Origin of the sequence: Bradyrhizobium diazoefficiens USDA 110, assembly GCF_000011365.1 — a bacterium.
Lineage (GTDB): Bacteria > Pseudomonadota > Alphaproteobacteria > Rhizobiales > Xanthobacteraceae > Bradyrhizobium > Bradyrhizobium diazoefficiens.
Map to the genome: position 1 here is coordinate 7,720,128 of NC_004463.1, position 26,702 is coordinate 7,746,829.

At 62.6% G+C, this 26,702-nt stretch carries 29 protein-coding genes; 12 read left to right on the top strand and 17 right to left on the bottom strand.

All coding sequences use genetic code 11. From position 1 onward, the window contains the following. Positions 1 to 8 precede the first annotated feature (8 nt). The 6 genes from BJA_RS43735 to opgC all read right to left on the bottom strand — a co-directional run bounded on the left by BJA_RS43735 (position 9) and on the right by opgC (position 5,836). Positions 9 to 131 (bottom strand): hypothetical protein, encoded by a 123-nt coding sequence (locus BJA_RS43735; RefSeq protein WP_257784483.1) that lies wholly within the window; start codon positions 129 to 131, stop codon positions 9 to 11. A gap of 2 nt (positions 132 to 133) precedes the next feature. Next, the gene (locus tag BJA_RS35510) at positions 134 to 1,084 is read right to left on the bottom strand and encodes a sulfonate ABC transporter substrate-binding protein (protein WP_011089748.1); all 951 of its coding nucleotides are present in this window, start codon (positions 1,082 to 1,084) and stop codon (positions 134 to 136) included. A gap of 382 nt (positions 1,085 to 1,466) precedes the next feature. Continuing rightward, the gene (locus BJA_RS35515) at positions 1,467 to 2,633 is read right to left on the bottom strand and encodes a cytochrome P450 (RefSeq protein ID WP_038965540.1); all 1,167 of its coding nucleotides are present in this window, start codon (positions 2,631 to 2,633) and stop codon (positions 1,467 to 1,469) included. A gap of 270 nt (positions 2,634 to 2,903) precedes the next feature. Next, positions 2,904 to 3,437 carry a methyltransferase family protein gene (locus BJA_RS35520; protein WP_197535734.1) on the bottom strand — a complete coding sequence of 178 codons (534 nt, stop codon included), beginning with the start codon at positions 3,435 to 3,437 and terminating at the stop codon, positions 2,904 to 2,906. Positions 3,438 to 3,522: 85 nt separating this feature from the next. Then, a complete protein-coding gene (locus BJA_RS35525; RefSeq protein WP_051000252.1) occupies positions 3,523 to 3,972 on the bottom strand; it encodes an IS5 family transposase in 450 nt (149 codons plus the stop codon). A gap of 490 nt (positions 3,973 to 4,462) precedes the next feature. Next, a complete protein-coding gene (gene opgC, locus BJA_RS35530; protein ID WP_038965539.1) occupies positions 4,463 to 5,836 on the bottom strand; it encodes an OpgC domain-containing protein in 1,374 nt (457 codons plus the stop codon). Between the two features lie 482 nt (positions 5,837 to 6,318). Here opgC and BJA_RS35535 point away from each other — a divergent pair, with 482 nt between their 5' ends. Further along, positions 6,319 to 6,981, top strand: a complete 663-nt coding sequence (locus BJA_RS35535) for a response regulator transcription factor (RefSeq protein WP_011089752.1) — start codon at positions 6,319 to 6,321, stop codon at positions 6,979 to 6,981. On the opposite strand, the gene BJA_RS35540 is transcribed toward BJA_RS35535, so the two are convergent. From BJA_RS35540 to BJA_RS35550, 3 genes are all read right to left on the bottom strand, one after another. Beyond that, positions 6,976 to 9,207: an MASE1 domain-containing protein gene (locus BJA_RS35540; protein ID WP_011089753.1), complete on the bottom strand. Its 2,232-nt coding sequence runs from the start codon at positions 9,205 to 9,207 to the stop codon at positions 6,976 to 6,978. The two genes, BJA_RS35535 and BJA_RS35540, sit on opposite strands and share 6 nt — an antisense overlap. A gap of 35 nt (positions 9,208 to 9,242) precedes the next feature. Continuing rightward, positions 9,243 to 9,476: a hypothetical protein gene (locus BJA_RS35545; RefSeq protein ID WP_133415036.1), complete on the bottom strand. Its 234-nt coding sequence runs from the start codon at positions 9,474 to 9,476 to the stop codon at positions 9,243 to 9,245. A gap of 211 nt (positions 9,477 to 9,687) precedes the next feature. Beyond that, a complete protein-coding gene (locus BJA_RS35550) occupies positions 9,688 to 10,470 on the bottom strand; it encodes a helix-turn-helix transcriptional regulator (protein WP_011089754.1) in 783 nt (260 codons plus the stop codon). 735 nt (positions 10,471 to 11,205) lie between these two features. Here BJA_RS35550 and BJA_RS35555 point away from each other — a divergent pair. Further along, a complete protein-coding gene (locus BJA_RS35555; RefSeq protein ID WP_156149870.1) occupies positions 11,206 to 11,349 on the top strand; it encodes a hypothetical protein in 144 nt (47 codons plus the stop codon). Between the two features lie 85 nt (positions 11,350 to 11,434). Here BJA_RS35555 and BJA_RS35560 read toward each other — a convergent pair whose 3' ends face one another. The 5 genes from BJA_RS35560 to BJA_RS35580 are packed head-to-tail and all read right to left on the bottom strand — an operon-like array spanning position 11,435 to position 18,135. Continuing rightward, the gene (locus tag BJA_RS35560; protein ID WP_011089755.1) at positions 11,435 to 11,923 is read right to left on the bottom strand and encodes a hypothetical protein; all 489 of its coding nucleotides are present in this window, start codon (positions 11,921 to 11,923) and stop codon (positions 11,435 to 11,437) included. 14 nt (positions 11,924 to 11,937) lie between these two features. Then, a complete protein-coding gene (locus BJA_RS35565; protein WP_011089756.1) occupies positions 11,938 to 15,084 on the bottom strand; it encodes an efflux RND transporter permease subunit in 3,147 nt (1,048 codons plus the stop codon). Next, positions 15,081 to 16,157: an efflux RND transporter periplasmic adaptor subunit gene (locus tag BJA_RS35570; RefSeq protein WP_011089757.1), complete on the bottom strand. Its 1,077-nt coding sequence runs from the start codon at positions 16,155 to 16,157 to the stop codon at positions 15,081 to 15,083. The genes BJA_RS35565 and BJA_RS35570 overlap by 4 nt, the downstream gene beginning before the upstream one ends. Beyond that, positions 16,154 to 17,281, bottom strand: a complete 1,128-nt coding sequence (locus BJA_RS35575; RefSeq protein WP_011089758.1) for an efflux RND transporter periplasmic adaptor subunit — start codon at positions 17,279 to 17,281, stop codon at positions 16,154 to 16,156. Before BJA_RS35575 ends, BJA_RS35570 begins: the two co-directional genes overlap by 4 nt. Continuing rightward, a complete protein-coding gene (locus tag BJA_RS35580; RefSeq protein ID WP_011089759.1) occupies positions 17,278 to 18,135 on the bottom strand; it encodes a sensor histidine kinase in 858 nt (285 codons plus the stop codon). Before BJA_RS35580 ends, BJA_RS35575 begins: the two co-directional genes overlap by 4 nt. Positions 18,136 to 18,347: 212 nt before the next feature. Between BJA_RS35580 and BJA_RS35585 the strand changes: the two genes are divergently transcribed. After that, entirely contained in the window at positions 18,348 to 19,010 is a 663-nt protein-coding gene (locus BJA_RS35585) for a TetR/AcrR family transcriptional regulator (RefSeq protein WP_011089760.1), read from the top strand. A gap of 18 nt (positions 19,011 to 19,028) precedes the next feature. Here BJA_RS35585 and BJA_RS35590 read toward each other — a convergent pair whose 3' ends face one another. Genes BJA_RS35590 through BJA_RS35600 form a run of 3 tightly spaced genes read right to left on the bottom strand, consistent with a single transcriptional unit; the run spans position 19,029 to position 20,438 of the window. After that, positions 19,029 to 19,697 (bottom strand): TetR/AcrR family transcriptional regulator, encoded by a 669-nt coding sequence (locus BJA_RS35590; RefSeq protein WP_011089761.1) that lies wholly within the window; start codon positions 19,695 to 19,697, stop codon positions 19,029 to 19,031. A gap of 8 nt (positions 19,698 to 19,705) precedes the next feature. Then, the gene (locus BJA_RS35595) at positions 19,706 to 20,143 is read right to left on the bottom strand and encodes a hypothetical protein (RefSeq protein WP_049832451.1); all 438 of its coding nucleotides are present in this window, start codon (positions 20,141 to 20,143) and stop codon (positions 19,706 to 19,708) included. A 28-nt stretch (positions 20,144 to 20,171) separates the two neighbouring features. Then, the gene (locus tag BJA_RS35600) at positions 20,172 to 20,438 is read right to left on the bottom strand and encodes a hypothetical protein (protein ID WP_038965538.1); all 267 of its coding nucleotides are present in this window, start codon (positions 20,436 to 20,438) and stop codon (positions 20,172 to 20,174) included. A 173-nt stretch (positions 20,439 to 20,611) separates the two neighbouring features. Here BJA_RS35600 and BJA_RS35605 point away from each other — a divergent pair, with 173 nt between their 5' ends. From BJA_RS35605 to BJA_RS35645, 9 genes are all read left to right on the top strand, one after another. Beyond that, a complete protein-coding gene (locus BJA_RS35605) occupies positions 20,612 to 20,818 on the top strand; it encodes a hypothetical protein (RefSeq protein WP_038965537.1) in 207 nt (68 codons plus the stop codon). Continuing rightward, positions 20,815 to 20,973 carry a hypothetical protein gene (locus BJA_RS42465; RefSeq protein ID WP_165448173.1) on the top strand — a complete coding sequence of 53 codons (159 nt, stop codon included), beginning with the start codon at positions 20,815 to 20,817 and terminating at the stop codon, positions 20,971 to 20,973. Before BJA_RS35605 ends, BJA_RS42465 begins: the two co-directional genes overlap by 4 nt. 18 nt (positions 20,974 to 20,991) lie before the next feature. Beyond that, on the top strand, positions 20,992 to 21,210 hold the full coding sequence (locus BJA_RS35610) for a hypothetical protein (protein WP_038965536.1): 219 nt from the start codon (positions 20,992 to 20,994) through the stop codon (positions 21,208 to 21,210). A 37-nt stretch (positions 21,211 to 21,247) separates the two neighbouring features. Beyond that, the gene (locus tag BJA_RS35615) at positions 21,248 to 21,787 is read left to right on the top strand and encodes a hypothetical protein (RefSeq protein ID WP_051000251.1); all 540 of its coding nucleotides are present in this window, start codon (positions 21,248 to 21,250) and stop codon (positions 21,785 to 21,787) included. Positions 21,788 to 21,797: 10 nt separating this feature from the next. Beyond that, positions 21,798 to 22,424 (top strand): PepSY domain-containing protein, encoded by a 627-nt coding sequence (locus tag BJA_RS35620; protein ID WP_236842129.1) that lies wholly within the window; start codon positions 21,798 to 21,800, stop codon positions 22,422 to 22,424. A gap of 149 nt (positions 22,425 to 22,573) precedes the next feature. Next, positions 22,574 to 23,743: a DUF3734 domain-containing protein gene (locus tag BJA_RS35625; protein WP_011089764.1), complete on the top strand. Its 1,170-nt coding sequence runs from the start codon at positions 22,574 to 22,576 to the stop codon at positions 23,741 to 23,743. 28 nt (positions 23,744 to 23,771) lie between these two features. Continuing rightward, positions 23,772 to 24,563: an acetoacetate decarboxylase gene (locus BJA_RS35630; protein WP_011089765.1), complete on the top strand. Its 792-nt coding sequence runs from the start codon at positions 23,772 to 23,774 to the stop codon at positions 24,561 to 24,563. Between the two features lie 80 nt (positions 24,564 to 24,643). Next, positions 24,644 to 25,429 carry a 3-hydroxybutyrate dehydrogenase gene (locus BJA_RS35635; RefSeq protein WP_038965533.1) on the top strand — a complete coding sequence of 262 codons (786 nt, stop codon included), beginning with the start codon at positions 24,644 to 24,646 and terminating at the stop codon, positions 25,427 to 25,429. 511 nt (positions 25,430 to 25,940) lie between these two features. Then, positions 25,941 to 26,561 (top strand): hypothetical protein, encoded by a 621-nt coding sequence (locus tag BJA_RS35645; protein ID WP_011089768.1) that lies wholly within the window; start codon positions 25,941 to 25,943, stop codon positions 26,559 to 26,561. Positions 26,562 to 26,702: the final 141 nt, after the last annotated feature.

The following is a 26,702-nucleotide window of genomic DNA, read 5'->3' on the forward strand; positions in this document are numbered from 1 at the left end:
TCCGATGACTAGCCGTAGGTCGTGCCGACGGCGGCCGCGACGATGCCGACCGACATGACGATGGCTGCGATCACGCGTTGAACGATGCGCCTCATGTCTAGACCTTTTGAAACGGGGAGATTGGTCGGCACGATCAGGCTGCCGGGTTGCGCCAGACGATGTCGCGGATCACGATCGGCTTGGGGATCAGGCCGAGCTTATGGAAGCGGTCGGCGACGCCCTGCTGGGTCGCGACGATGTCGTCGGTGACGGGACCGACCACGAAGGCCGAGCGGTTCGCCGCGATGGTCTGGATCTCCAGGGGAATGCCTGTCACCGCCGCCAGCGATTTGGCGACCTCGTCGCGGTGCTGCTCGGCCCATTTGGCCGTCGCGGTCGTCACGTCGACGATCTGTTGCAGGATGGCGCCGTGGTTCTTCGCGAAGTCGCGGTTGGCGATGTAGAAGGAATTGGTCTTGGTGACCTCGCGCGCGTTGATCAGGATGCGGCCGTTCTGCCTCGTCTCGCCGATCGCAAAGTACGGATCCCAGATCGCCCAGGCCTCGATGCTGCCGTTGGCGAAGGCAGGGCCGGCGTCAGGCGGCGTCAGATAGACCGGGGTGATGTCGGCATAGGTGAGGCCCGCCTTCTCCAGCGTCTGCACCACGATGTTGTGGGCGCTGGAGCCCTTGGTGAAACCGACGCGCTTGCCCTTCAGCTCGGCGATGGAGCGGATCGGCGAATCCTTCGGCACCAGAATGCCCTGGCCGTTGGTGATGGGCTGGCCGGCGGCATAGACGATCGCGGCGCCCGCGGCCTGCGCGAACACCGGCGGGGAATCGCCGACCGCGCCGTAATCGACGCTGCCGACATTCATGGCCTCCATCATTGGCGGGCCGGAGGAGAACTCAACCCATTTCACCTCGATGCCTTGCGGCGTGAAATGTTTTTCCAGGGCGGCCTGCTGGCGCGTGATGACCAGCACACCGTTCTTCTGATAGCCGATACGAATTTCCTTCACCGCGCCTTGCGCGCGGACGCGCGAGGCGACCGCAGCCGCGGCTGCCGTTCCAACGGAAAGTCTCAGAAAGTCCCGACGCTGCATTCAACACTCCCGGCCGCATGCGGCCGTCATTCATTCACGTTGGGAATGATGGTGCGGCTTGCCGGAGGTGTCGAGACACGCGGAAAAATAGCGATGCGAGCACTGCGCGCGTGGCAGGGCGCATGATTAATCTTTCAAGCGGCCGCGATGATGCAGGGAGAATTTTTCCGCACGCGAATGTGAGAGCCGCGGGGATTTGGTGCGACGATGCAGGGCCGGAACATAAAACGTCGAAAACAACCCCATGCACAGTAGCCGACCATAGTCGGATCAATAGCTTACGCGGCAGGCCGAGTCGTTTGACCCGTCGGGCAAGACAGGAGCATGATGGCATGATCGGCGAATGGGAGCTGTTGTGGCGCGAAGCTCCCTTCCAGCCGGCCTAGTGTAGCCATCTCGCCGGCAAATTCTGCAAGCCGCGGAACGCCCAGCCGCCGATCCGCACCGGCTCGTCATCGGCAATCTCGATCCGGCCGGCACGCGCGAACAATGTCGGCAGCGCGACGTCGGCGATCATGGCGCGCGAGGCCCAGGCACCGGCGCAGAAGTGCGGGCCGGCGCCGAACGCCACGCTCTTGCTGGTGTCGCGCCGCACGTCGAACTGGTCGGCGCGCTCGAAATGCTTCTCGTCGCGGTTGGCGGAACCGAACATCAGGAACACGCGCTCATCGAGCTCGAACGCGACGTCGCGGATCGACCATGGCTTTGCGATGCGCCGCGGCGACATGCCGATCGGCGAGATCCAGCGGGCATATTCCTCGAAGGCCTGGAGCCAGGTGACTTCACCACGCCGGACGAGGTCGAGCTGCTCGGGATGGGTCATCAGCGCCCACACCGTGCCGGCGATCGCCTTGCGCGGCTCGTTCTGGCCGCCCGATATCGCGAGCTTTACATTTGCGCGCACGCTTTCCATCGGCATGCCCGACGCGAGGAGCACACCGAGGATGCTTTGATCGGGATTTTTGCGCATGACCGGCAGCATGTCGTCGATCGCCGCATCGATGCCCGACGTCGCGGCATGGCAGCGCGCCTCAACGGCGGGATCGCCGACATAGTTGGCGATGCCCTCGATCATGCCTTGCGACCAGGCGTCCATCTCGGCAAAGCCGATATTGGTGAGGCCGGTGATCGACTTCAGGCATTCGCCGGAGAACGGCAGCGCGAAATCGCGCATGAAGTCGATCCGCCCCGGCTCGATCGCATCAATGATGCGGTCGGCATGGGCCTGGAACAGCGCGGTCCAGTAGCCTTTCACCGTCTTCGGCGACACCGTCGGAAACATCGCCCGGCGTTCGACCTGGTGCGCCTCGCCGTCCTTGCGCATCATGTTGTGGCCCATCAGCCGGTTCATCAGGCCGGCGGGCTGGTGCGAGGAGAACACGTCGATCTGCTTCTCGGAGATCGAGATGTCGTCGCGGCTCGTCAGCAGCGTCGAGCCGAGCTGCGGCACGAAGGCGATCGGCGCCTCCTTGCGCATGTTCGCGAGCATCGGATAGGGGTCGGCCCAGAACGCGGCCGGGTCGATGTCGATGCGCGGCGCGGTGCTCAAGGCGGTCTCCCTGCTGTGTCCCGCCAGACTAGCGCGTTCAGGAGCTGCCGTCTGTCCCCAGCGATTGGGACAGGGGGTGCGCGCACGGTAGCGGGTCCGCATGACCCACAACAGCGGACATCGACAAACGCACAAACAACGTTCGTCAAGGGCCATGAAGCGACAGAGGCGACATTCCAACCGAGCGCCAGACAGCGTGCCTGCTCGCGGCGCCGGTGAAGCGTCCGAGACCGGTCGCGAGCAGCGGCTCGCACAACCGCGGGCCACCGATCATTTCAACCGCCATGGGGTCATCCGCGGTATCCAGCGCGGGACGGCGGCGCGGAACGCCTCGTACTCACTCCCAAACGTCCGCTCGAGCGTGGGTTCTTCGTACGCCACGACGAAGACGTGGAAGAAGAGCCAGAGCAGCGCGCCGTAGACGATGAGGCGCCAATCGCCCATCAGCACCGCTTGACCCAGGATGATGGCAACGACCGCGACGTATATTGGATTACGTACATAACGGTAGAGACCGGTCACCACGAGATTCCGGGTCGGCGCGATGGGCGCGGGGGTGCCGAGACCCTGCAGCGCGAAACGCGCAAATGCGTCAACGAGCCCAGGCACGCCTGCGAGAATCATTATCGCGCCGATGCCGCGCGTCAGCTCCAGACCAAGGAACGGCGGCCGGAATTGCCAACCCGTGATCGACCATGGAACGAGCCCCGCCAGCGTACATGGGGCGACCACGAAGAAAACCGCCGAGCCCAGGACGGCAATGGTTCGTTGCACGGCGGTTCCCGACACTCGCTGCGAGCTCATTCCAAGCTCCCCGTCATGGTTTCCCATCGTCATCCGGGTGCCGACACGCTCGCCATGTTATCCCAAAAGCGGAAACCGCGCACGACTAAAGCCAGAATGCCACGGCGGCAACGAGGCACAGGGCTGAGAAGTAGTTCCGAGCGAGTTTGTCGTAGCGCGTTGCGATGCGCCTGAAGTCCTTGAGCCTGCAGTAGCAGCGCTCGATGACGTTGCGATCCTTATAGGCTTGCTTGTCGTGACGTATGCGTTTCTTCCGATTTGACCGGCCTGGGATTACCGGTTTGATGCCGTCCTTGCGCAGAGACTCGCGGAACGAGTTGCTGTCATAAGCCTTGTCACCGAGCAACTCGGCGATGCCGTCGAGCAGACTGACACATGCCGCCCCGACTGTGCAGTCGGCGGTATTGCCAGGCGTGAGGATCAAGACCCACGGGCGGCACAGCTTATCGACAAGGCCGTGAATCTTGCTGTTGCGCCCGCCCCTGGTGATGCCAATCGCCTGTTCCGACGCCCCCCTTTTCCGCCGCCAGCGCAGCGATGCGCTTTGACATGCGTGCCGTCGAGAGCCATTCGTTCCGGCGGTTCAGCAGGTTCGGCCCGCCGCCTCGAAGATACTCTGCCAAATTCCCCGCGTACTGCCCGTCGCTAAACCAAACCAAGTTCGCCCGCATCTGTTGGCCCCCGATTCGGTTGACCAACCCGTTGAATCTCAACATGGATAATTGGGTCTTAACCCTAGGTCAGCCTGCGCATGCCAGTGGAAAGGGTCTCGTGTGAACCCACCGGGGTGCAGGTCGTAAATACGAGGGCAAACCGGCTGCACTGCCAGTCCGCGCCGAGCGCGGCGCTGGTGGGTGATGTCAGGTTGACCGACAGAAATGCCGCTACGCAGGCCAACGTCACGTACGCCGCGATCAACATCGCTCTCTTGTGGGTCCTTGGTTGAGAAATCATGGCCTTGGCTCCTGTACGATGGCCGGACGATCAAGGGGCAGGCTCCACAGTCCCTTGTCGGTCCTTGTGATCTAATCCACATCCTGACCCGCACTTTTCGCTGGTGGCCCGAAGGCGTGCGCGATTGCTGGCACTGGATCCGCGCCGCAGCCGGACTCGCGCACCGGAGCAAACAGCATCTTTAGTCGATCAACCTTGTCGGCACAGGCGAGTACCGCGGGCGGAATGTCAACGCCGAGTGCCCTGGCTGTCATGGGATTGATGACCAGCTCAGACCTGGTTGGCTGCTCGACGGCCTTCGCATGCAGCTGCTGCCTGGGTTTGATCATGACCAAATGCAGCAGCGCCGCCACCACGATCATCACCAGGACGCCGCCAACACTGAGCGCGATCTGCATCGTCAGCCCCTCCGAAATGTCGAGCAGCGCCATGTGGCTGGCCAGCGTCAGCAGAACGCCAAGGCAGTAGATTGGCAGCGAATTCCGGCCACAGAGAATGGCGCCACGCATCACCGGCGTCGTCAGCCCTCGCCAATCGCGAGGCATGAGCCATACGGTCAAAACTGCAAGGGCCAGAAAATGCAGCAGTCGCAATGGAGCGAGATTCGATTTGTCCATCGGGTAAAACAGCGTCAGGAGTGCCCGAGGGACCAACGCTTCCAACGGTTTGACGCTCCAGCTCAATGCGATGATGAGGCTGATCAGCAGATAAAGAACCGCAGGAACAAGCACGGTGCGTGAGGTCACCCACGGTCGAACTCTCTTGCCCTCGATGATCCACCACGCGCCAAGCACAAGCGGCAGCTGCCAGGCCAGCGGATTAAAGAACCAGTGGCCGTTCGGCCATGCCGGGATGGTCCAGCCGAAGACGTGCACCAGTGCGTAAAGCAGCAGCGACGCGCCCAGCGTTGCGTTCGGAGCTCGCAGCAGCAGCCACAGCAGCGGCGCAAACAAAAGGTGATAAAGCACAAAGAGCGGCAAGATGTCGGTATTCACCGGGCGGTATTGCAGGATCGCCGCGTGCGCGAGCGTCACGCCCGGCTGATCCAACAGAATGCGCGTATTGCTCTTATCGGCAAGAGGGCCGCCGCCTGCGAGGTGAACCACGATGGCGCAGGCGAGGGTAAGCAGTAGAAATGCGACATAAATATCCCAGCTTCGCCACAGCGTCCGGCCGATCACGCCGGTCCAGCCCCCGCTCTGCCGTGCCTTGCCGTAGGACAGCGCGCAGGTCAAACCCGAAAGAAACATGAATACTTCCGCCGCATCGCTGAAGCCGTAGTTGCGCAGCGTCAGCCAACTCCCGATGTTGTTCGGGACATGGTCAAGAAAGATCCACCAGAGCGCGATGCCGCGGCAGGCATCAATGCGCAGATCGCGGCCGTAGCCGTTCAGCTCCGGCACCGCGCCTGCGAATGGCTTCAGGGTGGCAGTTCGATCAAGCATCTGGTTCCCCGTCCGGCGTCCGAACACGTTTCAAGAGGGACCGAAACTGACGAAAAGCATCAGCCGCGCCGAACCCGGCCGCGAATTACGGCGACGCCTGGTAGAACCTCCTGGCGCGGGAGCTGTCGGGTGACGATTATCGTTCAACGGCACCGCGCGTAAATCAGCCGGAGGTCCTCACGGAGGGGTTCCTAGGTCCTATGATCAAGGTACTTACAGATATCCGCAGTCTGAATCCGCGACTCTGGTGATCCGCACTCGCTTTTTTGGGCGTCCCGTGAGCTGATTACAATTACAGCATACAACGGCATTAAACTTCTATCTTGAGTGTCTAACCGTGAGCCGCTGGCTGGACCAGCGATGAAGAGTGGACGGTCTCGAGGCCGGTCTCCCCGCCAGCCTCTTCCTCGCCAAAGACCCAAGGGCGGGTGTATGATTTCTCAAATTGGATCTCCGTGCCATGGGATGACGGAGAGCTTTTCATGAAAGTCCTTATTGTTGACGATCATGCATTGATACGCGAGGCGTTGTGCGCGGTCCTGAGACAGCTGAAGCGAGAAGCCGTCATATTTGAAGCTTCGAGCAGCCGTCAGGCAGTGGACATAGTCGAGGAACATCCCGACATCAGCCTCATCCTGCTTGATATCAATTTGCCTGACAGAGATGGATTCTCTGTCCTCCGCGAACTGCGAGACAGCTATCCGACCATTGCTATCATCATTCTTTCGTCCTCGAATGATCAAGACACAGTCAAGCGCGCTTTCAAACTTGGCGCGCTGGGTTTCATCCCTAAAACAACCGAACGAGAGGTCATGCTCAACGCAATTGAGTTGGTGTTCTCTGGCGGCATTTACATTCCCTCTGAAATTCTGGAGGACGCACCGTCTCGGCGGCTTGCAAATAAATCGACGACGCCCGACTTTCTCAGGGGTCTCGGATTGACCGATCGGCAGATCGAAGTGCTTGCGCTTCTGATGAAGGGAAAAAGCAACAAGATCATTGCCAAGACGCTCAACATGGCAGTGCCGACAGTGAAAAATCACATCACGGTCGTTCTCAAGGCGCTCAGCGTAACGAGCCGCACCGAGGCAGTCATCAAAGTGGGGAAAATGGGCTGGGAATCGCCGCCGAAATCCGAGTCATGAAGCCGCCCGGGTATCCCTCCCATCGCCGTGATCCATCAAGAGCTCGTGCATGACAGCGCGGAGCCGCATCGGGTCGACAGGCTTGTGCAGCAAAATGTATCCCCTATCCTTGACCTCACGTGCTGGTTCAGGTGCCGTATCGCCGCTGATGAGAATAGCTGGAATGGATGAACCGAACGCCGCATTGATTTTTTCAATGGCTCGGATCCCGGTCTTACCATTAGCAAGATGATAATCCGAGATGATGAGATCGGGGCGTTGCTGGCGCTCCGCAAGTCGGATAAGTGCCGCTTCGTCGGATCCGGTGGTAAGGACGGTGTATCCCCATCTGCCAAGCAATCCGCCCGTTCCCTGCTGGACAATTGGAGCATCGGCAATAACAAGAACGAGCTTGCCTTCGACTGCAAAGGCCGCGGGGTGGGGAGAGTCGACGGGCTCGGCGGATGTATCGCATTCATCGGCCATCGGAACCAGGATCGCGAATCGCGAACCTCGGCCCACGGTCGAAGCTAAGTCGATTGGATGGTTGAGAAGCAGGCGAAGCCTGTCGACAATAGCCAAGCCGAGCCCCATGCTGCCGTACCGGTTCCGGTCTCGGGCGGCCAGTTGAAAGAACTCGCCAAAGATATTCTGCTTCTGATCCTCGGGAATGCCGGGACCACTATCCCATACTTCGATGCGCAACATTTGACCGCGCCGGCGACAGCCGACAATGATCCCACCCCGCAACGTATAGCGCACAGCGTTGGATACCAAATTGAGCAGTATGCGTTCGAGGAGCATGGCGTCGCTCCGCACCCAGGCGTCACTTCGCCTGACGCGTAGACGCAAGCCTGTTTCTCGCGTTGCCTGATCAAACGTCGTCTCAATTTTTTGCAACAGGCGCGCGATCGGGAATTCAGTAATTGTGGGTATAAGGATTCCGGCATCCAGCTTGGACATATCCAGCAGCGAATTGAGCATTTCATCCATTTCCTTGCGCGTTGCATCGATCAGCTCGATCGTCCTTGTCCGTTCCCCCGATCTGAGCGGCATGCGCAGCTGGGCAATGAACAAGCCCAGTGCATGCAATGGCTGCCGCAAATCGTGGCTTGCCATGGCAAGGAAGCGCGATTTTGCTGCATTGGCGAGCTCAAGCTCCTGCGTACGCTCTGCGACCTTCCGTTCGAGTTCGACCTGCGCGCGGCGCAGACGTTTCTCCCCCCTCTTGCGGACCTCGACGTCGGCGCTCAGTAACAAGCTCGGAACCGTAATGCTGATCAGGAACATCAACACCAGCAGGAATGAAACGTTGAGGTCCGTGGTCGTGAAGGGGCCGCCGCCCGTGAGCGTCCCCCAAACCGTGATGCCGGCAAGCACCAGCGCAACCGTTGCGGTGTCACGTGGACCGCGGCGCAGTGCCGCCCACAACATTGGCAGAATCGCAAGAAAGCCCAGTGGATCTCTGCTCGGCGTTTGCTCGATCAGGGGACTGAAAGCAATAAGTCCAACAGCCGCCGCTGTTGCGAGGACGCCGACCGTCTCCAAACAATCATTGCGGTTGAAAGCATGGTCGTAGCTTGATGCCCAAAGCACGACAACGGGGGCAATGACCAGCGCGCCGGTCACATCTCCCAGCCACCATGTGACCCAGGCGTTCGCGAAATTGGTCCGATCGATGTACCCGGCGGTCGCCAGGCTGGTCAGTCCAATGCTGGCGCTGATCGGCGTCGCGATCACGATGCAGATCAGAGCAAACTTCGCGACGGAGTTTGGTCTCGAGAACGTATGACGTCCGCGCGACCATCGATTGACCAGATAAGCGCCAACGACGGCCTCAAGAGTGTTGCCGGAAGCAATCGCAATTGCGGTGGCAACAGAGCCGGCGGTGGTCGCATTGGCGATCACCGCTGCGATGAAAATTGCGGGCCAGGTCCGATATCCCCACAATAGCACCGCCGCCAGCGCGAGACCCGTCGGCGGCCAAATTGGCGTTGCACTGGGATGAACAGAGGCGAGAGCGAGGCCGCCCTTTGCCAGGACGAAATAGATCACTCCAATCGCGACCAGGACGCCGGCATATCTGGTGCCTTGGCGGAAATTCATCTCCGGCGTTAGCGATCGTGGATCGGACATCGTCGACGCCTGGACCAGGCAGTTGGATTGTCCATCATGGCTGACCTTTTGATCTCCCTGATAAAGATCGAAGATCGCTACTTTCCCGTTCACCAAGCGGTTGATCGACACCCCTACGTCCGATCGGTGCGACAATGCAGATGCGCTCAGATCGGATTGATCACTGCAGTGCCGACGGACGAAGAGATGGCGCGCGTTTGGTTCACGAGGGCAAACTCTCTGCCGATGCCGATCGGCATCGGCCTGGGGGCTGGAATGGGCGTGGCGGTGAATATAACGAAGACGGAGCCTTCCGGAGGAATGCTTTGGGCCTGGACATTGCCAGCCATGAGAACGGTAGCAACTAAGGACATTGACAGAACTGAATAGACATTTGCCATTGCGGCCTCCTAGAACTGCGAATTGGAGCTACAGCTCGAGGATCTAAAGTCGCACAAACCTATCGGAGCTAAGCGGCCCGTCGCTGACTCTGATAGAAACCAAGGCCGCCCCCCTACAACCGCGGCGGCCACCGCAATTGCCCTGCATCATCGCAAATCGGGTTCATTGAGGAAACTACCCATTTCGAGTTAGCGGACCTGAGAGTACCCCTTAGTTCAGGCCGCTCGGCCCCGCGAGCAGGCGCAGCACGATCGAAAACAATTCATTCTGCGAGGAGATACCCAGCCGCCCATAGGCGCGCTTGCGGTAGGTCAGCGTCGAATGCAGGCTGATGCCGAGCGCCTGCGAGATCGCCTCGGAGCTGAAGCCTTCGAGGATGCGCCGGCAAACCTCCCGCTCGCGCGGCGTGAGATCGGCGAGCGGCGCGTGCGTGGCGAACAGCGCGGCGAGAGACTGATCGGGCGTTGCGCTCCGCTGAAAATGGCGCGCGACGCTCGCCCCGATCGCAGGTGCGATCGCCTGGAGGCGTTCGCGCTGGGCGTCGCTGAAGCGGCCCTGCGCGGCGATGCGATAGAAATTGACGTAGAAGCAGGTGTCCTCGACCCAGATCGCGGTCGCGCATTTGTCGACGATGCCGGAATCGTTGAAGAAGATTTTCCGGTAGCGCGCGCCGTACATGCGCGGGGCGAAAGTCGGAAGCACGATCGACGCGCCGCCCTCGCCTTCGAACAGCGCATCGCGATTGGGATCGGACTCGTGGAACTGCCCGGCATAGGCCGCGCCGAGATCGCCGCCGATCGGGATGTTGCCGGCATCGAGCAAGCAGTGCGTCGCGCCGGCCCGGCTCAGCGCAAACACCATGCAATGGCCGACATCGGCCTGCCGGCGCAGCGTATCGATCAGCACGCTCGGAAAATCCGGCCGTCCGATGGCGAGCACCGCGGGCGTGACATCGCCAGCCGCTATATTCGAGGCCATCCCGTGGGGCCGCATCGTTATCCTCCGCCAAACGTCTTTTGGCGGAGAATATCAGCAAGGGCGGCATGCCGGAAGCTGGCCGTTACCATGCCGCCTCCGGGTCCCGGCCCGGCGCCGTAGCGCTACGCCCCGTCGGCGGAGCGCTGCTGCGTCACTCTTCGGGAAGTCCCGACGCACATCCCGATCCAGCTGCTTGTACGTGACCGCACCGCTCGACCAGGTCCATCAGCGAAAGGCATCTTGAAGCCTGATCACCGATCATTGTTGGGGACCCATTCCTCCGCGGCTGTGTCCCAATGATGGGTATCGTCGAAGTGTTTCCAGGGCGGCCGCCTCGGCTTGCTTTCGCCCTTCCGTCGATTTGCATTCAGTGCACGGAGTTGGACGGCAAGCGCCCCAACCATCATCCCCCATTCGCGCGCGTTGTATCGGGAGTTCCATTTGATTGCTGCGAGCATTGGATGCCTCCTTCAAAGCAAGAAGCTTCCGCCACGTTAGCCCGGGCCAAGAACACGGGATGTAAGCTACTTCACAGTCGGCCAACATCTTCGACATAGCCGCGGGCGATCTCTGTGTACGGCGACCGGAACCTACGTTCGCTCGATATTCGGGCGCCGGGCATAGGTCATGTTGCCGCGCGATCAAAGCGCGCGCGGCGAAACGTAGCATTGTCCCTGTGCGCGAAGGCACGTCCTCTCGACAGAGCGCATTTTATCGCTGGTGGACGCCCGCTCAGATAGAGGCCAGCGCATGCTTGAGCTTTGGAACAGCTGGTACGACACCCTAGCCTCGGTGGAGGCGCTTGCCACGGTCATCGTCATTGTCCTGGTGGCTAGCGGCGCCATTACGCTGGCGGAAACTCGGCGGCAAAAAACGCGTGCAACAAGGGATTGATCTAGGGGAGTACACGCCCTACCCCGCCGCCGCCTTCGCCGGGGCGGCGTTGATGGCGAGCTCGCCGTAGCGGTCGGTGTGCGGTCTATTCGCACACCATCACGCGCCGGTAACGTCTGTAAACGTAGTAGCAGTCACTGTCAGAGGAATAGCGCGAGCCGCCATAGGCGTAGCCGGCAGCGGCTCCGGCGTAAGCGCCGGCCGCATACGCGGCGCGATAGCCGTACCGGGCTCCACCGTAGCGACCGTAGCCTCCGAAGCGGTTGTAGGTGACGGATGTGGCGCGAGCGGCGTTCGCCACCGCCGGGCTGCCGCGCCCGCTTCCAGCGAGAGCCCCGCGCGGTGCAGCTCCAGCACCGAGGCGGGGCGCCGGGCCGCCGAGGCCGGCATGCGGCACACCGCCAGGTCCGATCGGCGGACGAGCCGCGAAGGCCGGAGGACCTCCGGCTGCTATCGGCGGAGGCCCCGCCATGGGCGGCGGCGGCGGGAATTGCGCGGACGCCGGATTTGACGTCAACGTCACCGTTACAAGTGCCGCACCGATGGACAGCATCAGACCTGTGTTACGAAGCATTGTACTTTCCCTTGTTAAATCTGTGGTTCGAGAACCGGCACCGGCGTGGCCGCGGAGACCGGCTCCGGCGAAATGTCGTGCGCAGGCGCTGCGGGCTCGTGCATGGATGAGTTATCGTTGTGATCGGGGTGAATGCGGAACCAGGCCACATACAGCGCCGGCAGGAACAGCAGCGTCAGCAGCGTGCCGACGATGATGCCGCCCATCATCGCGTAGGCCATCGGCCCCCAGAAAATCTCGCGCGCGATCGGAATCAGCGCGAGGCTTGCCGCGGCCGCCGTCAGCAGAATTGGCCGCATACGATGCTCGGTCGCTTCCACCACCGCGTCCCAGGCCGGCCGCCCCTCCTTCCTGAGATCCTCGATCTGCACGATCAGGATCACCGAATTTCGGACGAGGATGCCGATCAGGGCGAGCACGCCGAGGATGGCGACGAAGCCGAGCGGAGCACCGCTCGGCAGCAGCGCCATGACGACACCGATGACGGCCAGCGGCGCGACCGCGAACACCAGAAACAGGCGATGGAAGCTCTGCAGCTGGATCATCAGCACCGTGGCCATGACGAACAGCATGAGCGGAACGACGGCGACGATCGGCGCCTGGCTCTTGGCGCTCTCCTCGACGGACCCGCCGATGTGCACCGAATAGCCCGCCGGCAGCGTCTTGGTGAACTCCGCGACTTTCGGCGCGAGCTGATCCACGACGGTCTTTGGCTGCGCGTTGCCGACGATGCCGGCCTTCAACGTGATGGTCGGGATCCGCGCGCGCCGCCAGATCGTCGGCTGCTCGAGCTCGTAACGCAAATTGGCCACCGCACCGAGCGGCACGGCCTGGCCGCCGAGCGCGGTCAATTGCAGGTCGCGCAGGGTGTCGATGGAGGCACGTTCAGCCGCCGTCGCACGTCCCGTGACACTGACGAGATAGATGCTGTCGCGCACCTGGGTAATCGGCGTGCCCTCGAGCACGGAGTTCAAGGTGGAGGCAATGTCCTCCGAGGTGACGCCGAGCTGCCGCGCCTTGTCCTGGAGAACGTCCACCTTGACGACGCGGGCCGGCTCCATCCAGTCGAACACGACATTGCCGAGATCGGGGCTGCTCCGCACGATACCGGCGAGCTTCTGCGCGAGGTCTCGCACCTTCGCGATGTCGGGCCCGCTCAAGCGAAACTGCACGGGACGCCCCACCGGGGGGCCGACCTCGAGCAGCTTGACGTAGGTATCGGTGCCGGGGAACGTCTTCCTCAGGTAGTCCTCGAACTGCGCCTTGACCTGGTCGCGCGCCTTGATGCCGCCCCTGGTCACGACCACCATCTGGCCGAACCAGGTGTTGGCGGTCTGCACGTCGAAGGACAGGACGAAGCGCGGCGAGCCGGTGCCGACATAGGACGACCAGTGGTCGACCGAATTGCTGCCCTGGAGCTGTTCGCGCTCGAAGCGCGCCATCTGCGAGTTGGTATCGGCAATGGATGCGTTCTGCGGCAGATTCCAGTCGATCACGAGCTCGGCGCGATCCGAAGACGGGAAGAACTGCTGCTGCACGAAATTCATGCCGAACAGCGCCAGCAGAAAGGCGGCGACAGTAACGGCAATCGTCGTCCAGCGGCGATGCATGCAGACGAGCAGGAGACGCGTGAACAACTGCGCTACGCGCCCCTTCTGCTCGTGATGGCCCTTCATCCTGGCGGGCAGGATGGTGACGCCGAGCAACGGCGTGAACAGCACCGCCACGATCCACGAGACGATCAGGGAGACGGCGATGACCACGAACAGCGTGAAGGTGAACTCGCCCGCATTGCTGCTATTGAGCCCGATCGGAATGAAGCCGGCCACGGTCACCAGCGTTCCGGTCAGCATGGGAAAGGCGGTCGAGGTGTAGACGTGCGTCGCCGCCTTTTCCAAGGGATCGCCGACCTCGAGCCGCGCGACCATCATCTCGACGGCAATCATGGCGTCATCGACCAGCAGGCCGAGCGCGATGATCAGGGCGCCAAGCGAAATTCGCTGCAACGAGATGCCGGCATAGGCCATCACGACGAAGGTGATGGCGAGAACCAGCGGAATCGCGATCGCGACGACAAGGCCGGCGCGCATGCCCAGGCTGAGAAAGCTGATGCCGAGAACGATGATCACGGCCTCGAACAGCGCCTCGGTAAAGCCGGACACGGCATGCTCGACAACGACGGGCTGATCGGCGACGAGGTGAACGCCGACGCCGACCGGCAAGTCGGCGGTAATTCTCGACATCTCCTCCTTCAGCGCCTCGCCGAAATGCAGCAGATTCGCGCCGGACTTCATGCCGATGGCAAGCGCGATCGCCGACTCGCCGTTGTACCGGAACAAGGTCCTGGCCGGATCGGCATAACCGCGCGTGATGGTTGCGACGTCGGTCAGGGGAAAGAAGCGATCGTTGATGCGCAGATTGACTGCCTTCAGACTTGCCTCCGACGTGAACTGGCCGTTCACGCGTACGCTGATCCGCTCGGGCCCCTCCTGGAATACGCCGGATGGGGCAACCGCATTCTGCCCCTGCAAGGAGCTCATGATCGCGTGAACGTCGAGGCCAAGGGCCGCGATCTTGCGGGTGGAGAATTCGAGATAGATCACCTCGTCCTGTGCGCCCAGGATGTCCACCTTGCCGACGTCGGGCACGGTCAGGACCTTGGCACGGATGTCCTCCACATGATCGCGCAGCTGACGTTGGCTCAGGCCGTCGCTGGTGAAGGCATAGATGTTGCCGAACACGTCGCCGAAGCGATCGTTGAAGCCGGGCCCGATCACCCCTTGCGGGAAGTCGCCCTTGATATCCGCGATCATGTTGCGAACACGAATCCAGGTCGGCTTCACGTCGGCAGCCTTGGTGCTGTCGCGCAGATAGACGAAGACGGTGGTCTGACCCGCAACCGTCACACTCTTGGTGTAATCGAGCGATTCCAGCTCCTCGAGCTTCTTCTCGATCCGGTCGGTGATCTGGCGCGTCATCTCCTCGGGTGACGCACCCGGCCACTGCGCCTGGACGACCATGGTCTTGATGGTGAAGTCGGGGTCTTCCTGCCGTCCCAGCTGGAGATAGGCAAAAAATCCCGCCGCCATGAAGGCGATCATGAAATACCAGACGAGCGAGCGATGACCGAGCGCCCAGTCGGAGAGGTTGAACGACTTCATGGCTGCTGATCCTGTTCGATACGGACGCGCTGTCCTTGCTTGAGACTGTGGACCCCGGCGGTGACGACGCGTGCGCCAGGAGCAAGTCCACCGGTGACGCGCGCCCCGGTTTGGCCAGCCGCCACATCGATCTTTTGCAGCGATACTGTGCTGGCGGGCTGATTGACGATCCAGACGAAATTGGCGCCATCCTTGACGAGCAGCGCCGACGCAGGCAGCCGGAGAACCGGGCCTTGCTGCCTGCCGAGCTTTGCCGTGACGGTCGCGCCGAGCCGGAAGCTGTCAGGCGGATTGCTGAGTGCGATGCGGACCCGCCGCAGGCGCGTTGCCGGATCGGCCTGCGGCGCAATCTCGCGAACGGTGCCTTCCACTTGAACCGCCGGCAAGAGCTGCAGGCTGACCGTGAACGGCAGACCGACCTCCAGCGGCAGCGGATAGTCCGGTCCGATATCGACGACCGCTTCGCGAATATCGGGCCTTGCGATCGTCACCACGCTTTGGCCGGGGGACACCACCTGGCCGACGTCCGCACCGACTGCGGTGACCACACCGGCGAAGTCGGCCTTGATCTGCGAATAGCCGAGCTGCTCGACCGCCTTGGTCAGATTGGCCTGTTCGCGCGCAACCGTCGCTTCGGCGCCGGCACGCGCCTGCTCGGCGTTATCGAGCATCTGCTTCGTGGTTGCATCGGTGGTGATGAGCGTTCGCTGCCGTTCCTCCGTCGCGCGAGCGGTCGCGAACTGCGCCTCGGCCTTGGCAAGCTGGCCTTTGGCCGCGCGAACGGCGAGCTCAAGGGCGGTCGAGTCAATCGTGCCGACCGTCTGTCCTTCAGTCACGAGGTCACCGACGTAGACGGGACGCGTGATCAGACGTCCCAGCACACGGAAGCCGAGATTGGTCTTGTAGCGCGGCTCTATAACGCCCACCGCAACGGCATCGTCCGCGAGGTCCGCTGCGAGAAGCAGCGACTGGACGGGCCGCACGGCCTCGGGTGCCTTCGTCTCCTGCTGGCATCCGGCAAGCGCGAGCGCGCATGCAAGCGGGCCCGCCACGATCGTTGCGCGGCCCGTCATGAGCGGTCTCCTTCATAGGTCACGGGCTGGCCCACGCTCAAAAGCTTGCCGCCATCGACGACGACGCGCTCGCCCGGATCCAGACCTGCCTTGATCAACACTTCTCCGGCCTCGTAGCCACCGACCGTCACCGGCTTCAGCGAGGCGGTCCGTGTTGCCGGATCGACGGTCCAGACCGCAGGGCTGGTGCCCGCCGCCATCAATGCGCGCCAGGGCAATGCGATCTGCGGCTCGGTCTTCACTCTCACAGTTCCCGCGACGGCGCTTCCAAGCGTCATTGCGGCAGGCGGGTCCTTGATCGCCACCTTGACCCGAATGGTCGCGCTCCTCGCGTCGACCGCCGGCGAGACCTCCCGAACCTGACCGCCTGCGGTCACGGTCGCATCGGAGATCAGCACCAACGAAACGCTGCTTCGGTCGGCAGCACCGAGGAAAATGGACTCATAGACGTCAAAGACGACGTCCCGGTCCCCGTCCTGCGCCAGTGAAAATACCGGTTGGGCAGCCTGTACGACCTGACCGGTCTCCACACTGCGTGCGGTGACGACGCCGTCGGCTTCGGCTCGCAGCGCGGTATAGCCGAGCACGTCCTTCGCGGTTCCGAGCTGCGCTCTTGCCGCTTCAAGCGCACCTTCCGTGGTTCGCAACCCTTCCTGCGCCTGGTCGTAGGCCGTGCGCGTGGTGAAGCCGCTCGCGATCAGCGCCGTCTGCCGATCGAAAGTCGCCTTTGCCACACGCAGCTGGGATTCTGCGGCGAGAACGGCGGCGGTGGCGGCATCGACATCGGCCTCCTGCTCGGCCGGGTCGAGAATGGCCAGCACTTCGCCGGCCTTCACGTGGGTCCCGACATCGACATAGCGCGCGAGGACGCGCCCGCTGACGCGGAACGACAGATCCGCCCGAAAGCGGGCCTGCACCTCACCGGTCAGGGTAAGCGAGGATTGCCGATCTCTCGGCTGCACGATTTCCGTACGCACGACAGCGGCGCGCGCGGAAGGACTGGCAGCGCGATCGTCGCAGCCGCCGAGCGCGGCAGCAACAAGTGCGAGGGCCAGGCCGCCGAGAGGCCGCAGCAAGCGCTCAGTTCGACCGATTTTGGAGAGGTTCGAATAACGCGGGTTCATAGCGCGTCCGTACGGTGAGAGGGTGACAGGAGATTGCCCAGGACATCCGGGCCCGTGCTCAGCGTGGCCCGTTCGTTCGGGCGCGCTCGCAGTGAATCTGGATCCGCGCGCATCGCGGCCGGACGCTCGATCTGATCCGGGAGGCCGGCGCCCGAGCCGGGCGTCACGGGCGCGTTGGTCTTCAGCCGGCGCGGCCGCCTCATGCGGCGCGCCGCCATCGACCAGCTTGCCTGCCGCTCCCGCTCGCTCAGGTGAAACGAGACCACGACGGATGTGAACTCGGCAGCGAAGCCGTGCTCGATCCGTCCGCCGAGCCCTTTCGCAAGGTCATTGCTGATCTCGAACTCCCGGCCCAAGGCCCGCGCCGGCCGCGAGCCGTTGTCCAGCACCACGCAGTTCGCGACCGAGCCGATGCGCGACAGCTTGACCTTGATCTCGCCGGAGCGCGCGTCGAAATACGCATGCTTCGCTGCGTTGACGATGAGATCGTGGACGATCAGGCCAAGCCGTCCGCACCGCTCGGGCTGAAGCGGGAGAGACTCGGTGGTGAGCGTCAGCCGGATCCCCATTCGATCCAGAAAGGATTGGCGCATGGCGCAGCCCAGTCGGCGAATGTAAGTCGCGGCATCGTTGAGGACATCGCCCTCCGGCATGGCCAGCGCCCGATGCAGCTCCGCATGTCCGTGCAGCAGCTCCACGACGTCGCTCAGGGCGGCCTTTGCTTCCGCTCCGTCGGCGCGGATGACCGCCGCCGAGACCAGATCGATCGCCGAGGCGATCCCCTTATCGACCCTGTGATGTAACTCGCGCAGCAGGATGCCGTGTTGTGGGCGGTCCGGGTCGGGGCACGACATATTCGCTCTCTCCTGAGGTCGACCGGACGATCGCAAGGCCAATGCACACAGGTTTGCGGCCTCGACTGTCCGGGAGGTGCCGCCGCTGGTCCTGATGGACGTCGCGGCGATTAAATAAACTATACCGTATATTTTCTTTTTGTTGCCTTTTCCGGCCCGCCATGTCAAGTGCGATCTGCGCGCGCACAGACTCGTGACTGGAGGATCGACGGATGACCAAGAAGAGCACCCCGAAACGGGGCAGACCGACCAAAGACCTTGCCGGCGACGTCCAGGTCCGGATCCTTGACGCAGCCCAGCAGCTTTTTCTCGAGAAGGGCTATCGTAGCGCCAGCATCGACGACATCTCCGAGCTGGCGCCGGCGAGCAAGCCGACCATCTACGCGCACTTCCCCGGCAAGGAGGCACTATTCGCGGCGGTGGTGGCCCGCACCATCAGCAGGCTGACGGATTTCGAAGGCGTCGAGCCCGAGGGCCGCACCCTTCATGACAAGCTCTCGAACCTCGGCACCACCATCGTGGAAAAGCTCATCGAGGAATCGTTGGGCATGGTTCGCGCCACGATTGCTGAAGCGCAGCGTTTTCCCGAGTTGAGCCGCAACGTCCACGACGCCGCGCGCGATCGCTCCGTCAACGCCGTTTCCCAACTCTTGAATGAAGCGACGCAGAAGCTGGCGCGCGCTCCAAAGGGGCCCTTCAGCGGCAAGCGAAGCCTTGCCACCGCTCAGATCTTCCTGGATTTGATCCTGTTGCCGATGCTGTTTCGGTCGCTGGTCGGGGAAACACCGAAGGAGCTGAGACGGGAGCTGCCGTCCTTCATGCGCGAACGTGTCGGCTTCTTCCTCGCGGCCTGTGAGGCAGACTGGACGCCGTGAGCCAATCGAGCGTCGGGTTTAGCAGGCGGATCTGTAGCGCATACTGGCCTGAACGTTGATGAGTTGATGGGGCGCCGGGCCAGCGAACGCTGCGTTGCAAAGCGCCCCCGCGCAAAAGCGCATCATCTCGTCGAACGTTGGCCGAAGGGCGGTCGCCTTGACACGGGAGGGGCTGAGGTAAGCATCCATTGCGTCCAGCAGGCAGCAGGCGAGCGCCATCGGGCTCCCGCCGCGGAACTCCCCGCTCACCTGCCCCGCCGCGATGATCGACCGCACCACACCACGAAGCCGATCCGCATGAGACAGGCTGGCCAGCCAGTTCGCCTGTCCTGCGGCCACCACCAGTTCGTGCAAGCGGACATCGCTTGCCAGCCGGTCTTCATGCAGCCGGGAGATCGCGCCAAACGTTGCATTCAGGCGCTCCAGGCCCGAGCGGCCGCTTCGCGCTGCACTTGCGGCCGCCGCCAACACCTCGTCGAGCAGCTCCGTCACGACGGCCTCCTCGAGCGCCCGGCGGGAGGGATAGAACCGGTAGAGATTTGCGGGGGACATTGAAGCGTCGCGAGCGACGTCGGCAACCGTGGTTTTCCGGTACCCGATCTCCCGGTACAAGCGGATTGCAGCCTGCACGATTCGTTCACGCGTGCAGGACAATCCAGCCTGGCGGGTCGTCTGCGCCTTCAGCATGCTCGGCCTCAACGCAACGGAATCGCGTGCATCTCACGCCGGCAGGCTTCGCCGAATTCACGCAACGGATCCATCTCCTCCAGGAAGCCCGGCAGGTCGACGAACGGGGTGTTCGGTGCAAGGTAGGTCTCGATGATCAGCCGGCCAGCCCGCTCTGCGGCATGGACCACCTCATCCTCGGACAGAATCCGCATGCGCCCGATAAGCGCATACAAGTTCACCAATGCCGGGATCTCGGATTTGTCGCTGGTGAGCGCGTCCGCGTAAAGTCGGGACGCCTCCTCAATGAAGCTGCGATAGAGCTTCTCGCGCTTCGACACCGCGTGCGCCTGATGGCGCTCGCGGAGTCTGCGGCGCCGGGACATCCATCCCGTCACGATCGTGGAAATCGCTCCGAAGGCCGAGCCTCCGAACGCGGCGAAAGCAGGCGCATATATCGTATTCATACGATCGTTCCTCATTCCTTGCGCCGCGCTATCGGTGCGACCCGACGGTCCTGACCGAAGCCGCAGCGGCTGCATGGCCGAACACGGCTCTGCAGGCTTCGCTCAGGTCCGACTTTCTTTGCCTGAGACAGGCTTCCACATTGGTGGGATCGGGGATGTAGCCGGCGCACAGGCGAAACGCGTCAGACGTGCACGCCGCTCTCTGCTCAGCCGTGCCGCGGTCCTCCTGCGCGAACGCAGCGGCGCCCGACGCAACGAGCACCAGGAGTGCGAGCACCAACCGGTTCTTGAACATATCGAATCCTTTCTCAAGTTGAGGCATCCGCTTTCAAAGGGAACCTTGGCCTCACTCCGAAGTCCCCTCGCCCGACCAGGACGAACACGGGCTTGTGAGTCTCGGCTCTTGACACATCCCGCGATCCGCGCTGTATATGAAATATACGGTGTAGTTTATTTAGGAGACCGAAGATGTCAAGCCTGTTCCTGGCGCTCGTGCGGGAAAATCCCTGGCCCGGGATTGCCGTCGCCTCGCTCAATCTGATGGTGGCCGTGTCGCTCGTGGGCGTGAGCCTGCTGCTGGGTCTCACCATTTCGGTGCTCGCCTGGGTGCACGCGCTCGCCGTCGGCGAACCCGCGCCGGTGCGGCATGCGGCCCGCCGGAGGGGCCGCGCATGACGTCAGGGCTGTTGCTTGCTCGCGATTGCATCATCTGCTGGGTCACGGTGTGGCTCGCGCCGGTCGAGTCCATCTTCGACGCGATCGAATCCGAACTCGTCCGCAGAGGCGTCGCGCTTGAAGGCGTCGAGCCCCCTTCCCCGCCCGCCGCGTGAGCATCCTGGACGTTCGACATGCTCAACTTCATCGAAGTGTTCGACGTCATGGACGTGGAGCCGGCCACCGGCTCTTCGGTCTGGAGCGGACGCACCGGCACGCGAGCGGCCCTCAAGCGCGACGGGCACATGATCGACCCGAAGGCGATGGCCTATTGCCCGATCGAATGGCTCGACGAGCGCGGCTATCTCGACGCCGAACGCGCGTGCCGGCACCCGCGGCCCACGAGCTTCTGAAAACGAGACGGAATCATTTCATGTCTGGGAACAGGCCGTGAGCAGGAAGTCTGTCCTGTCGCGACGTGCGAGCGCCGCCGTCGAGCCCGAGATGCCCCTGCGGGCGTATTTTCTCTCCGCTGGAGGGGCGCTGCTCCTGCTGCTTCTGGCGGCCGACTGGGTGTTGCCCGCACCTTCGCCGAGCCGGCTCACGGAGCAGCATTCTGCGTTGCCGCCGATCCGGATCCACTCGGAGCGGAGGGGCCCCGAAGCGGCCGTCATCGACACCAGCGGGTTCGGACTGCGTCCCGCGCCCGCCGAGCACGATATCGCCCAGGCTCCACCGCAGTTGCCCGAAACTGAAGTCGGCGGCGCCGTTGTGCGCGACGATGACGGCAACCCGGCGGCGGCCGATCTACGCGTTCGCGAGAGCCTGGCCCAGCTACAGCCCGCCGTTCATGACCAAGCAGGGCGGGGGAGCCCGCATCGGATCGCGGCGCGACGGCACAAGCTCGCTCCGGCGCGGCCTCGAAAGTTGTGGCGATCTGCTCGGCATCCGGGCTTCCAGATCAGCCGGTACGCCTTCGTGCCGAACTAGACCACCGATCATGAAGAACACCACAGGATTATGCGCGATGCCAAAGAAGCAGCTGTTTGCCCTCATCGTTTGTTCCGCGGCCCTCGCCGGCACCGGTGCTCTGGCCGGCGTCACGCAGGTCCCTACCGACGCCGAACAGCAAAGCGCGACCGCGCAGGGCAACGTCGAGGAGGCGGCCATTCGCCGCGTGTTGGAGCAGTTCCACACCACGAAGGTCCCGATCGGACAGGCCATGGCGATTGCGGAGGGTCTGCACGATGGGTCGAGGACCGCAGACATCAGCTTCGAGATATCCGGTCCGCCGGTCTACCGCGTGCGCACGATCAAGAACGAGCGGGTCTTTGAGAATGTCATAGATGCGAACACCGGAAGGGTATCGCAAAGGGAGATCGCGTCATCGCTCAAGGAGCTCGATCGCGCGGATCTCGCCAACATCATAGCCCTGAAGTGGATCAAGCAGGAGTTGTCGGACGCGGTGCGGGTCGCGGAAAGCGCGGCGGACGGACAGGCGCTCGCTGGCGGGTTGATGAAACAGGATGGCAAGCTCAACTTCGTGGTCGTCATCGCGACCAGCGATCACCTGAAGGAAGTGATGCTCGAGCCGCCCAAGGTCGGACAGCGGTCAACTCAGCGCTAGCCACGAACGTGACAGCGCGCCACTGAAGCACGATCTCGTGAGTTGCGCAGCAATATATACACTATACCGTATAGTTTGTTTTAGCGAACGGTCATCGCGGCTTCCGCAACGCCGGCTCGATCATCCCACACCCGAGAGCAAGACCAGTCATGAATTTCCAGCCCCGATCACACCTGCCGGCCACCCAACGGCGGCTGCCATTCGATTGCATAGCCCTGCTGTTGCAAGGCGGCGGCGCTCTCGGCGCCTACCAGGCGGGGGTGTACGAGGCGCTGGCGGAAGCTGGCATCCACCCCGATTGGGTTGCCGGCATTTCCATCGGCGCGATCAATGCCGCGATCATCGCGGGCAACCCGGCCGAGTCACGTGTTGATCGGCTGCGCGATTTCTGGACGCGGGTAACTTCGACTGCACCTTGGGACTGGGCCGGAAACCCATTTCTCGATGCGCGCAGCGAGAATGCGCGCAATATCCTCAACCAGATGAGCGCGGGCCTTGCCGCGGCATGCGGCGCAAACGGGTTCTTCTCCGCGCGCCCCCTCCTGCCATGGCTCCACGCCGGCGGCACGACCGAAGCAACCAGCTTCTACGACACCGTCGCGTTGAAGAGCACGCTGGAGCGCCTGATTGACTTCGATCGCATCAACGCGGGGATGACGCGGTTCAGTGCAGGAGCAGTCAACGTGAGAACGGGCAATTTCGTCTATTTCGACAACAGCACCCACACGATTCGCCCAGAGCACATCATGGCAAGCGGCGCGCTGCCACCGGGCTTTCCCGCCGTGGAGATCGAGGGCGAGCATTACTGGGACGGCGGCCTTGTCTCCAATACGCCGCTGCAATGGGTGATCGATGGGGGTGTGCCGCAGGACATGTTGGCGTTTCAGGTCGATCTCTGGAGCGCGAAGGGGCAGCTTCCGGGCAATCTGCCCGAGGTCGTCACGCGTCAGAAGGAAATTCAATATTCCAGTCGCACGCGCGCGAGCACCGACCAGTTCAAGCACGTGCAGCGCCTGCGACGTGCGCTCACGACGCTCCTGGACCGGATTCCCGAAGAACTCAGGGAGCACGAGGATGTGAAGCTCCTGAACACCGCGGTGTCTCCCAACGTCTACAACATCGTTCACCTGATCTATCGGGCGCGCAACCACGAAGGCCACTCCAAGGACTACGAGTTCTCCCGCCTTTCGATGCAAGACCATTGGCGCGCCGGCTACCACGATGCGCTTCGCACCTTGCGTCATCCCGAGGTGCTCGCACGCCCGGTCACCCCGGACGGCGTTTTCACATTCGATCTAGAGCACGATGGCCGTGAATAGAGCGCTGATTTGATGCACGGAGAACCCCATGCGTGAGAACGATGTGCGCAAGCGCGCCTTTGCGATGCCGCTCACCAGCCCGGCCTATCCGCCGGGCCCTTACCGGTTTGTGGATCGCGAGTACCTGATCATCACCTATCGCACCGACCCGGCAAGGTTGCGCGCTGTGGTGCCCGAACCGCTGGAACTCGATGACCGCAACCCGCTCGTCAAGTATGAATTCATCCGCATGCCAGATTCGAATGGCTTCGGCGACTACACGGAAAGCGGCCAGGTCATTCCGGTCTCGTTCCGTGGCCACACGGGCGGCTACAACCACTGCATGTTCCTCAACGACGAAGGACCGATTGCCGGGGGACGCGAGCTCTGGGGCTTTCCGAAAAAGCTCGGCCAGCCGACATTGCGGACCGAGATCGACACGCTGATCGGTACGCTCGACTACGGGCCCTTGCGGGTGGCGACGGGCACGATGGGCTACAAGCACCGCGAAGCCGATCTTGGCCAGGTCAAGGCCGCGCTCGAGGAGCCGAATTTTCTGCTCAAGATCATCCCGCATGTCGATGGCAGCCCGCGCATCTGCGAGCTCGTTGAATATCGCCTCGAGCAGATCGCGTTGAAGGGCGCCTGGACCGGACCCGCGGCTCTCTCCCTGACACCGCACGCCTTGGCGCCGGTCGCTGATCTGCCCGTTCTGGAGATCGTCTCGGCGCTTCACATCCGTGCAGACCTCACGCTGGGACTGGGCAGAGTGGCCCATGACTATCTGCAAGAGCCAGCGCGGCGTCCGTTCCGGGCTTCAGAACGAAGTCTGGTCACCTGATCGGAAATCCACAAAACCAACTCGCGCCTGAACCGCGAGGCTTCGCCAGCTGGCGCAACACACGGAGCAAAGTGACTGAGATGGTTATTAAGGGCAAAACTGCGATCGTGACCGGCTCGACGAGCGGCATCGGCCTCGCATGTGCGCGTGCCTTCGCAGGTGCCGGCGCAAACATCGTGCTAAACGAAATGGGCGAGGCGGCCGATGTCGAGAAGGAGCGCTTGGCAATCGAAAGCGAGTTCGCCGTCAAGGCGATCTATTCGCCCGCGGACATGGCGAAGCCAAGCGAAATCGCCGGGCTGATCGCGCTGGGTGAAGCGACGTTCGGGGCCGTGGATATCCTCGTCAACAATGCCGGCGTCCAGCACGTCTCTCCAATCGAAGAGTTTCCGCTCGAGAAATGGGATGCGGTCATCGCCATCAATCTATCCGCCGCATTCCATGCAATCCGTGCGGCTGTGCCGGGCATGAAGAAGCGTGGCTGGGGCCGGATCATCACGACGGCTTCGGCGCATTCGCGTGTAGCTTCGCCGTTCAAGTCAGCCTACGTCGCAGCCAAGCACGGGATCGCCGGCCTGACCAAGACCGTCGCGCTGGAGCTTGCGCGTTCGAAGATCACCTGCAACTGCATCAGCCCCGGGTATGTTTGGACCCCGCTGGTGGAAAAGCAGATCCCGAACACGATGAATGCACGCAAGATGAGAAGAGATGAGGTCATCAGCGACGTGCTGCTCGCGGCCCAACCCACCAAGGAATTTGTCACTGTCGAACAGGTGGCTTCGCTCGCACTTTTTCTGTGCAGTAACGAGGCCGCGCAGATCACCGGCGCCAATCTCGCGATCGATGGCGGCTGGACGGCGGCGTAGGCCTGCGGCGGTCGACTCATGGCTGTCCGCGCAGTGAGGCGATCCGCGCGCGCAACACGGAAAGTGCACGACATGGCATCAGACGCAATCGACGATGACATCGACGAATCCAGCGGCCTGGCCGTCCAGCATATCGGCGTGCGCGGACGCACTCTGCAGCATGGTATGAGAAATGGCAGGCCGCTTGATCTTGGCGGAGACCGGAAAATGTCAGTCGCTCTGCGCAAGTGCGAGCACGCGTTCAGCGAGGACGTATTGCCGCCTCATACCAAGGTGGCAGAGCCACTCGAGTTCTATGCTGCGTCCAAGTTGGATAACCCGTCCCGTAGTCTCAGGGACGCGATAGGCAAGAAATCAGCTTCATCTGGAACGTCAATGCTCCTTCCTCATGTCGCTATGTCGCTGCTTGAGATGACGTCGCTTCGGACGCAGACGCAACGAGTAGCTTGACGCAGGTTCAAAGTCGAGAACGATGAAGCCATGTGATGATCGTCAGCGCATCGGCTAATGAATGGAGATAGGTCATGTCAGAGCACAGCAGCATGCATTTTTACCTCAATCGGCCAAGGAGCGAATCGACGAGATGGATGCCGCATTGGCTTCGTTTGAGGTGAAGGCGACGGAGGCCAAGGCGGAGTCCAAGGTGAAGGCAGAGCAGCTCATCGCCGATCTTAAAAAGAGGCGGGATGAATTTCAGGCGCACCTCAAGACGCAAGCGGAAGCCGGCGAAGCAGCCTGGGCGCGCACCAAACCCGATCTCGAAAAGCACTGGATCGGCTTCGAAGCGCAGATGAAGACCTATTTTGAGAGCGCCGGCAAGCAGATCGAGCAGCAGCAGGCCACGTTCAAAGACATCGCAGCGGCGCAGGGCAAGGCGTGGCACGAGGCCGCGAATCGATTCCGTGAGGCGGCCGGCAAAGTGGCCGGAGCGCGGATCACCGATCTCGATGCCGCGCTCAAGCAGCTGAAGTCTGACGCGTCCCAAGCGGAAGCACGTCTCCAGAAGCTGAAGCAGGCGGGCAGCGAGTCCTGGTCCGTGCTAAGCGCGGCGTTGGCAGAGTCCCGCAAGTCGTTCGATCAAGCAAGTCGGGCCGCGTGGGACGCCCTGAGGGGCTCTGGCGCGAAGGGCTGATTCCATCCGGTCACAAGGAACCGCAGAAAGGCGTAGATTGCGTGTAAATCGGCACGGGGTCTGGCCCAGTTGCAGCCCGCCGTTCATGATCGAGCAGGGCGGGGAGCCCGCAGGAGATCGCGGCGCGACGGCGCAAGCTCG